This is a genomic window from Mesorhizobium sp. (genome assembly GCF_004962925.1).
In the GTDB taxonomy this organism is placed as follows: domain Bacteria; phylum Pseudomonadota; class Alphaproteobacteria; order Rhizobiales; family Rhizobiaceae; genus Mesorhizobium.
The window spans coordinates 60722-69500 of sequence record NZ_SUEO01000002.1 but is presented as its reverse complement, the minus strand read 5'-3'; the positions used below and the strand labels follow the sequence as shown (position 1 = coordinate 69500).

At 63.4% G+C, this 8779-nt stretch carries 9 protein-coding genes and 1 pseudogene; 5 read left to right on the top strand and 5 right to left on the bottom strand.

Translation table 11 applies throughout. The annotated features are described in order from the left end of the window. A pseudogene (locus E5W87_RS01220) lies at positions 1-222 on the top strand (FMN-binding negative transcriptional regulator); the annotation flags it as partial. Positions 223-228: 6 nt separating this feature from the next. Here E5W87_RS01220 and E5W87_RS01215 read toward each other — a convergent pair. From E5W87_RS01215 to E5W87_RS01200, 4 genes are all read right to left on the bottom strand, one after another. Next, positions 229-963, bottom strand: a complete 735-nt coding sequence (locus tag E5W87_RS01215; RefSeq protein ID WP_292393167.1) for a phosphatase PAP2 family protein — start codon at positions 961-963, stop codon at positions 229-231. Between the two features lie 147 nt (positions 964-1110). Beyond that, the gene (locus tag E5W87_RS01210; RefSeq protein WP_292393302.1) at positions 1111-2712 is read right to left on the bottom strand and encodes a glycosyltransferase family 39 protein; all 1602 of its coding nucleotides are present in this window, start codon (positions 2710-2712) and stop codon (positions 1111-1113) included. An 84-nt stretch (positions 2713-2796) separates the two neighbouring features. Then, positions 2797-3129, bottom strand: coding sequence for a lipid-A-disaccharide synthase N-terminal domain-containing protein (locus E5W87_RS01205; protein WP_292393165.1), 333 nt, complete (start codon positions 3127-3129; stop codon positions 2797-2799). Then, positions 3122-3850, bottom strand: a complete 729-nt coding sequence (locus E5W87_RS01200) for a glycosyltransferase family 2 protein (RefSeq protein WP_292393163.1) — start codon at positions 3848-3850, stop codon at positions 3122-3124. The genes E5W87_RS01205 and E5W87_RS01200 overlap by 8 nt, the downstream gene beginning before the upstream one ends. A gap of 260 nt (positions 3851-4110) precedes the next feature. Here E5W87_RS01200 and tyrS point away from each other — a divergent pair, with 260 nt between their 5' ends. Continuing rightward, the gene (tyrS, locus tag E5W87_RS01195) at positions 4111-5364 is read left to right on the top strand and encodes a tyrosine--tRNA ligase (RefSeq protein ID WP_292393161.1); all 1254 of its coding nucleotides are present in this window, start codon (positions 4111-4113) and stop codon (positions 5362-5364) included. A 290-nt stretch (positions 5365-5654) separates the two neighbouring features. Here tyrS and E5W87_RS01190 read toward each other — a convergent pair whose 3' ends face one another. After that, positions 5655-5786 carry a hypothetical protein gene (locus tag E5W87_RS01190; RefSeq protein WP_292393159.1) on the bottom strand — a complete coding sequence of 44 codons (132 nt, stop codon included), beginning with the start codon at positions 5784-5786 and terminating at the stop codon, positions 5655-5657. Between the two features lie 196 nt (positions 5787-5982). Here E5W87_RS01190 and E5W87_RS01185 point away from each other — a divergent pair, with 196 nt between their 5' ends. From E5W87_RS01185 to E5W87_RS01175, 3 genes are all read left to right on the top strand, one after another. Beyond that, positions 5983-6801 carry an oxidoreductase gene (locus E5W87_RS01185; RefSeq protein ID WP_292393157.1) on the top strand — a complete coding sequence of 273 codons (819 nt, stop codon included), beginning with the start codon at positions 5983-5985 and terminating at the stop codon, positions 6799-6801. Positions 6802-6880: 79 nt separating this feature from the next. Next, positions 6881-7471, top strand: a complete 591-nt coding sequence (locus E5W87_RS01180) for a TetR/AcrR family transcriptional regulator (protein WP_292393155.1) — start codon at positions 6881-6883, stop codon at positions 7469-7471. Between the two features lie 40 nt (positions 7472-7511). Then, positions 7512-8420, top strand: coding sequence for an alpha/beta hydrolase (locus E5W87_RS01175; RefSeq protein WP_292393153.1), 909 nt, complete (start codon positions 7512-7514; stop codon positions 8418-8420). Positions 8421-8779: the final 359 nt, after the last annotated feature.

The following is an 8779-nucleotide window of genomic DNA, read 5'->3' as shown; positions in this document are numbered from 1 at the left end:
TGGGCTGTGACCGACGCGCCAGCCACCTTCATCCAGTCTCAGATCAAGGGCATTGTCGGGCTGGAAATCGAGATCACGGACATGCAGGGCAAGTGGAAGGTCAGCCAGAACCGGCCGATTGCCGACCGTAGCGGTGTCGCCGAGGGGCTCGAGAGCGAGAGCCCGAACTCGCCCGACATGGTCCGGCTGGTACGATCCTACGGCGGGCTGGATAGCAAGTAGTATCTGTCAGGGATTGGCTGCTGCCAGGACAGGCGTCGGTGTCGACCTTGCCGGCTTGCGCAACCTCGCGCTGAGCCTGAATGTCTTCTTGCGGATCGGCAGTCCCGACGCGGTTTGGCGGAAGATGAAGCCGAGCCGAGCAAAGACCAGCGCCGTAACGACGGTGCAAGCCATGCCGAGGCCGAAGCCGGCGATCGTATCGCTCGGATAGTGTGCGCCGACTGCAATCCGCGTCGCCGCTACCCAGACGGTGATGGGCAAAACAACGTATTTCCCCCATGCCGGGGAAAGAAGGATCACCACGGCCGCAAGCATGCCCACATTCGTTGCATGGCCGGACGGAAAACTGGCGAAATACGGGTCGAACTCAAATGGGCGGAACGAGAATAACCCCATGTCCAAGACTGGCCGGCTGCGACCGAAGACGTGCTTCAAGAATGTCACCGTCAGCCCCGACAAACCGGCCGCGCTCAGCACGAAGAAGGCGAAGCAGGTCCAGTTGTATGCAACCATGCGCCAACGCCTTGAAAGAGCTTGCCAGTCCAGCAGATTGGCCGGCACGAACAGCATCAGGGGCGGGATAAGATACCAGCCGCCCAAGCCGAAACTGGTAAAGCCGTTGGCGACCGCGACAAACCCGTTCGGCCAGCGGTCTCGCCAGCTGACGGCAATGCCATCCAGGAAAACCATGCTGGCAGCGGTCAGAAGCAGATAGGCGACTACCAAGGTCAGCCACGGCATCCTGGAATAATTGGCCGGCCGCCTCGCAAATCGGGAACGAGCGATCGCTATCGTTTTCTGGAGATTGCCCACCGACCGAGCCGGCAGCTTTCGAAGCAACTCAAGAACCAGAGCTCTGCGACCAATGCTCATGCCAAACCACTGAAGTCAGTTGATGATCCGGTATAGACCAAGCGACATTTTCTCCCCCGATGAATAGTTGACCCCGTCGATCCGGGCGACGCGGTTCGCCGACCTGCCCTGCCCTGCCAGCAGGTCGTCCAGCCGCTTTTCCTCGCCAACCGGTGCCAGCGCCAGCGCGCAGGCAGGATCGGCAAGCAGATGTTGCGCAGTACCATCGACATTGGTCAATATCGTTTTTGTGCCCACCAGAAAGACCAGGCTCGGTTCGTGATACCCGGCCGAGGCAAGCACCGTCGTCTCGCAGGGCCGATTGGTGCGAACCGCAGCTTCGATCTCGCGGCTCATCCAAATAGGCTTCAACGACGGCGCGATGACACCGAACAGCAAGGCGTAGGTGCTACCGGCGCAAATCGCGATTGCCCCGATACGGCCAAGCCGCACTTGCAGTCGGCGCGAGAAGCCGAGATAGCCGGCTCCGAGCGCAGCAAGGGCAGCCGGAATGCTCCACCATGAGAAGGTGCCGGCAAAATACAGCGGCGCGGCAATGCAAAGCACGGCAAGGCCCGTTGTGACCAAGGCGAGGCCAAAGGCAGTCGCCCACCACAACCAGGTCTGCCAGCGCTGGAGCGGCGCGTTCGCGTCCTGCGGCTTCAATGTCAAAAGCCAACCGACCATGAGCGCCATGCCGGGATAGGCCGGCAGGACATAGTGCGGCAATTTTGTCGGGATCAGCTCGAACAGCAGCCAGAACGGAATGTACCAGGCGAGGCAGAAACGAAGCCGAGGATCATCGCGCAGGCGATTGAGGGCCTGGAGCCCGGCACCCACCGCGATGAGGCCGAAAGGCCACATGAACAGCGAATAGCTCAAGACATAGAAGCCGGGCGGCAGGCCATGCGATTCCTCGCCCTGCGCCACCTTGCCGAGCATATCCTTGCCGACTGCCTGCTGCAGGAAAGCGCCGCCGCTTTTCCAGGTGATCAGGACGAGCCACGGCAGCACGATCAGCAAAGCGAGAGCCAGACCGCGCGCCGCTTTCAGCTTCGACAGCCAGCGCCAGTCCCGCTCGAACGCAACCAGCACGGCAACCGTCAGCGCCGACAACAATGGCGCGATCGGCCCTTTGATAAGGATTGCGCCGCCTTGGGCTACCCAGAAGATCCATGGCAGGTGGCTGCCGACGGCTTCGTTACGCCGCGACGCCGTATAGATCTGTGCCAGCGCGCCTTGCGCTACCACGCAGCAGGCCAGCAGCATCGCGTCGGTCTTGGCGTCACGCCCCTCGAAAGCCGTCGCGAAGATCGCGGCCATGACGAGGCCGGCGGCCAGACCGGCGCTGGCGCCGAAAAGATTGGCCCCCGTCCAGGCCGTCGCCACAACGGCAATGGCGATACCCAGCGTCGAGACCAGTCTATACACCCAAATCGGCGCCTCGGCGCCCTCGCCACTCAGCGCGACGGCTGCCGATTGCAACCAGTAGATGCCGATCGGCTTTTGGTAGCGTGAGCGTTCCTGGAAGCGAATGTCGACATAATCGCCGGTTTCGGCCATCTGTTTGGTGGCCTGGACGAAGCGCGGCTCATCGCGGTCGAGCGGCGGCATGGCCGCCAGTCCCGAAATCGTCATCAGCAGGCTGAACAGGAAGAGAAGAAGGTAATTCCTGTTCGCCACGTCAGCCCCTTCGGTCTGCTTCTTACGGAGGCAGGTCGCTCAGTCGACCTTCGTCATCGCCGCCTTGCGCTCATTGGCGATCAGCCAAAGATTGCGGATGTAGATGAGCAGGCCCATGGCTTGGCCGGCGATGAACACCGGATCCTGCCGCTGGATGGCATAGATCAGCAGCAGAGTGCCGCCGAACAGCGAAAAGAACCAGAAAGCGATCGGCACCACGCTGCGCTTGGCTTTTTCCGATGCGATCCACTGCACGAGGAAGCGCATCGAAAAAAAGAACTGGGCGACGAAGCCGAGCAGAACCCACGTATCGAACTGCTTGACGAACACGTCGTGAAGCCAGGTCATCAATTCCTGAAGCACGTTAGCCATGCCTGATTTCCTCTGTTTTTGGCATTCTCCGGCGCCTGCGGCGCAGCCACCAGACACCAGCGAGATCGAGCACGCCCTGCAGGCCGCGATCGAAAATCCCGTAATTCGACTTGCCGTGGCGGCGAGAGCGGTCGACGACGTCGCAATGCACGACGCGATACCCCTCCTGGATGACGAGCGCCGGAACAAAGCGGTGGGTGCCGTCGAAGAACGGCAATTTCCTGAGGATATCGGTATGGATCGCCTTCAGACCGCAGCCCGTGTCGCGGGTCTCGTCATGCAGGATGGCCTTTCTCAGCCAGTTGGCAAAACGGGACGCCAGTTGTTTGATCTTGCTGTCGCGACGCTTCAGGCGCTGTCCTTGCGCAACACCGAAATCGGGGCCGGCCTGCCGCAGGGCGTCGACCAGCACCGGAAGATATTTGGGATCGTTCTGGCCGTCGCCATCGATCGTAGCGACGATATCGCCGTGGGCCGCCCATGCGCCTGAACGCACCGAGAGAGACTGGCCGGCGGATTTCTCATGCCGGAGGTGGCGAAGCGGAAACGGCCGAAGTACTGCCTGGGCGGCAAGAACCGAAGCGGTTTCGTCGGTCGAGCCATCGTTGACGACGATCACCTCGAAGTCGCGCCCGGCCATCGCCGCCCCGATCTCATCGAGCAGAAGCGGCAGGTTCGCCGCCTCGTTCCGGCAAGGAATGATGATGGATATCTCCGGCATGTCGCGTCGGGCTCTGTCACAGGATATGGCATTCGAATCGATGCCGTGCGGTGCCGTTCCAGCGGGTTAAGTGCTGCAAGAACCCGCTGGCGCGGCGCCTCATTACGCCAGCCCAAACGATGAAGCAAGCATCCGCACACCATCCGCGCAGGCCGCAAAACCGGATTCCCCTTTTGCTGATCGCGCTTGGATGCTAAACGCCCGCCTTCACGCATACCACGCTCGATCCGCTGCGGTTGGGCGCTTTCGGGAAAGAAAAAATGTCCGTCTTCAAATCCGATTTCCTGCGCGTAATGAGCGAGCGCGGTTTCATCCACCAGATTTCGGACGATGCCGGCCTCGACCAGCTTTTCGCCAAGGAAACGGTCAGCGCTTATATCGGCTTCGATGCGACCGCCAAGAGCCTGCATGCCGGGTCGCTGATCCAGATCATGATGCTGCACTGGCTGCAGCAGACTGGTCACCGGCCGATCGCGCTGATGGGCGGCGGCACCTCGATGATCGGCGATCCGTCGTTCAAGGACGAGGCGCGCAAGCTTTTGACGCCGCAGGACATCGAGGACAATCTGGCCGGCATCCGTCGCAATTTCATGCCGTACCTCAAATTCGACAGCGGCCCGAACGCCGCGATCATGATCAACAACGCCGACTGGCTGATGGAGATCAATTACGTCAACTTCCTGCGCGATGTCGGCCGGCACTTCTCCGTCAACCGCATGCTGGCCTTCGATTCCGTCAAGCTCAGGCTCGAGCGCGAGCAGTCGCTGTCGTTCCTCGAATTCAACTACATGATCCTGCAGGCCTACGACTTCGTCGAACTCTACAAGCGTCTCGGCTGCCGGCTGCAGATGGGTGGTTCCGACCAGTGGGGCAACATCGTCAACGGCATCGATCTCGGCCACCGCATGGAAAACGCGCAGCTTTATGCGCTGACCACGCCACTGCTCACCACCTCGTCCGGCGCCAAGATGGGCAAGTCGGCTTCAGGCGCGGTCTGGCTCGATGCCGAGATGCTGTCGCCATACGAATTCTGGCAATACTGGCGCAACACCGAGGACACCGATGTCGGCCGTTTCCTGAAGCTTTACACGACTCTGGCTCTGGATGAGGTGGCGCGCCTTGAAAAGCTCGGCGGCTCCGAGATTAACGAGGCCAAGAAGATCCTCGCCACCGAGATCACTGCCTTGCTGCACGGCCGCGATGCGGCGGAAAAGGCCAGCGAAACCGCGCGCAAGACGTTCGAGGAAGGCGCGCTGGCCGAAACGCTGCCGACCGTCGAGGTGGGCAAGGCCGATCTGGAAAGCGGCGTCGGCATATTGTCGCTGTTCGTCACCGCCGGGCTTGCCGCGTCCAACGGCGAGGCACGGCGCCACATCCAGGGCGGCGCGGTGCGCCTCAACGACCAGCCGGTGTCCGACGATCGCAAGGTGGTGACGCTTCAGGATCTCGGTCCGGAACAAGTCGTGAAACTGTCGCTCGGCAAGAAAAAACACGTTCTGGTGCGGCCGGTCTGACCAGAGCCTGATCCATCCCGATAAAATCGGGATTGGGCTCCATTAGCCATGATCTTTTCCGAAAAACCAATTTCTTGCTGCGCTGACCTTCGGTTCGGGATCATGGCCTAGGTAAAACTTAATCAGGTGGCTACTGAGAATGGCCGAGATGGGTGAATATTGCCATTCGTCTCATCGATCGGAACGAGCAGGTAGCGCCACTTGCGGACGCTTGAGGGCGATGCACCGAACGTCTTGATCGGGGCCGAAAGCTGCCTGTCTGCTTTTTGGCGTCGAAACGCGGATAGCGGTCACTCCGATGGGACCCCCGTTCGGATGGCATACGCACCGGATTGCAAATCAGGCGCAACATCAATGATTTCAAAGAGGCTGCGGCCATCGACGGTCAGCGTCGCCAGATAGCCCTCCAGGACCTCGACCACGGTCGCTGGATCGCAGGTGCAATCCAGTTCGAGTCTGGAAAAGGCCGGCCCATGCGAGACCGGCTTACCGTCACCCGCCCGGCCCCCTGTGGTCCTCACCTCGCCCTCCATGAAAGTACGAACATAATTTAATCCTTGCCTTGCGACCACCCAACCGCTATTGTCGTATGGTCGTAATCCTAAACTTCAGGAGCTCATGATGACAGCAACTCCGCAGGTTGCGCTCGTAACAGGCGCCACCTCAGGCATAGGCAAGGCCACGGCGAGCGCCTTGGCTGCCGCAGGTTTCCAGGTGATCGGAACCGGCCGCAACACCGCGCAACTCACCGCGCCCGCCGGGGTGACCTACCTCGACCTCGACGTGACCAGCGACGAATCGGTCGCCTCAGCGGTCAAGCAGGTGATCGACCGGTTCGGGCACATCGACGTCCTGGTCAACAACGCCGGCGTTGGCACAACCGGGGCAGCCGAGGAGTTCTCGATTACCCAGACGCAGGAGATCTTCGACATTAATGTCTACGGCGTCATGCGGACGACCAAGGCGGTCCTGCCGCACATGCGCGTCCAAGGCCGCGGACGCATCATCAATGTCTCCTCCCTCAGCGGGTTCGTCCCCAGCCCGTTCATGGCCCTCTACGTCTCGACCAAGCACGCGGTCGAGGGCTACTCCCAGTCGCTGGACCACGAGGTTCGCGATTACGGCGTCCGGGTCCTGCTCGTCGAGCCCGGCCCGATCAACACTCCGTTCGCAGGCCACAGCGTGGAGGCCGATACCCCCATGCCGCTCTACGCGGCGGGACGGCGCAACTACGACGAGCTGCTGGAGAAAAACCTCAGCAGCGGCGACGACCCCGCCATCGTCGCCAAGGTGATCGTCGCGGCGGCCACCGACCGGAACCCGAAACTACGGCGTACCGCCGGTACGACCGCCCGGATCATCAACGCGGTGTACCGCGTCGCCCCGGCCCGGATCTTCGACCGCGTCATCCGCAGATTCAACCGGATGCCGAGCTGATCGCTGCTTAGATCCACTGACAACTGACCAGGACATAGCGGTATCCGGAGCGCGAAGCCCGGTTGAGATGGAGGAAAGCATGGTGCGTTACACGAAAGAACACAAGCAGGAGACAAGGCAGCGGATCATTGCGACGGCCGGTCGACGGCTCAAGCGGGACGGTATCGACGGCTCCGGAGTCGCGACGCTGATGAAGGACGCGGACCTGACCAACGGCGCCTTCTACGCCCACTTCGAATCCAAGGACAGCCTCGTCGCGGAGGCGGTCACCGACCAACTGCACACACTGCACGCGAACATCGTCGAGCTGGTGGAGCCTGGCCCGGCCGGCCTCGAACAGATCGTGCGCTGGTACCTGTCGGCCCACCACCGGGACAACCCCGGCGACGGCTGCCCCAACGCCGCCCTGCTCGACGAGATCGGGCGCAGCGCGGACGCAATCAGGCAGGCGTACACCGACGGCGTGCTGGTCGTCATCGACGGCCTCGCCGCCCGCATGGCACCCGAAGATCCGCCCTCGGCCCGCGTGAAGGCGCTTAGCCTCCTCGGCCTGATGGCTGGGACGCTACAACTCTCCCGCGCCCTGACCGACCGACAGCTCTCCGACGACCTCCTCGAGCAGGGCCTCCGCAACGCCCTGGCCCTGGTGGACGCCGAGCTCCGACCATGACCCTCATTTCTGCGACAAGCCCCGGCACCCGGCGACCTCGATGACCGAGCAACCCTTCAACCCACAGCTGCGAGCCGCGCGGTTCCTTGCCCGCACCATCATCACCGCCCGAACGCTTCCCGCGCTCCGTGTCCTCACCAAGCTCACCGGGATCACTCGGCGGCCCGACGCGCAGGTCGTATCCGTGGACGCCGATGTGTCAGTACACGTCTTCCGCCCGGCTTCGCCCCGGCCTCGGACTCCGGCACTGTTGTGGATCCACGGCGGCGGAATGGTGCTCGGCGACGCGGCGCAGGACAGCGGCTTCTGCCGCCGGATCGCCGATCAGCTCGGCATTGTCGTCGTCTCGGTGGAGTACCGGCTCGCGCCCGAGCACCCGTTCCCGGCGCCGCTGGAAGACTGCTACACCGCGCTGGAATGGCTCGCCCGCCAACCCGACATCGACCCCGCACGCATCGCCATCGGCGGCGCCAGCGCCGGCGGCGGTCTGGCCGCCGCGTTGGCGCTGCTGGCGAAGGAACGCGGCGAGATCCGTCCGGTTCTGCAACTGCTGTCCTGCCCAATGCTGGATGACCGAACCACCACCCGCACCGACATCGACCCGCGGCGGCTCCGCCTCTGGAGCCCGGCCAGCAACCGGTTCGGCTGGCGCTCCTACCTCGGCCCCGCCACCGCGGACGGCAACGTGCCCCCGCTGGCCGCGCCGGCCCGCTACGACGACCTCTCCGGCCTGCCGCCCGCATGGATCGGCGTCGGCACCAACGACCTGTTCCACGACGAGGACATCACCTACGCCCGGCGACTGCAGCAGGTCGGCGTCGCCACCACCCTGCACGTAGTGCCCGGCGCCTACCACAACTTCGACTCCATCGAAGCGAAAGCCGCCATCTCCCGGGCCTTCGTCAAGGCCCAGACGACGGCACTGGACGAAGCACTCAACGGCGGCTGAACGGACGCACACGACAGGTCAGCCGCCCGCGCCTACCTCGCGCGGTTGAAGGAACGCACGACGGGGCGCGACGAGCCGGTCGGCCCGGGGACGTACCGCGCGAGCCGACCGCCCTGCGCCGCGGGGGCCTGCAGGCGCCCGCCGAGTGGTCGTCGGCGGTCGGCCCAGGTGCTCATCGTCCACGGCGACAGCGACCGGCTGGTGCCGCCCGCGAACGCCAGAATCGGGGGTCCCTCGGCGACGTTGGCACACACTGGTGCGGCTAAGCCCGTAAAGGTGCAAGGCGCGTGGTCTTCGGGTGCCTTGCAGCCAGCGCTAGCGCCGCGGCGTGTCGCGGCGACGTTGGCGGCGGGCGGGAG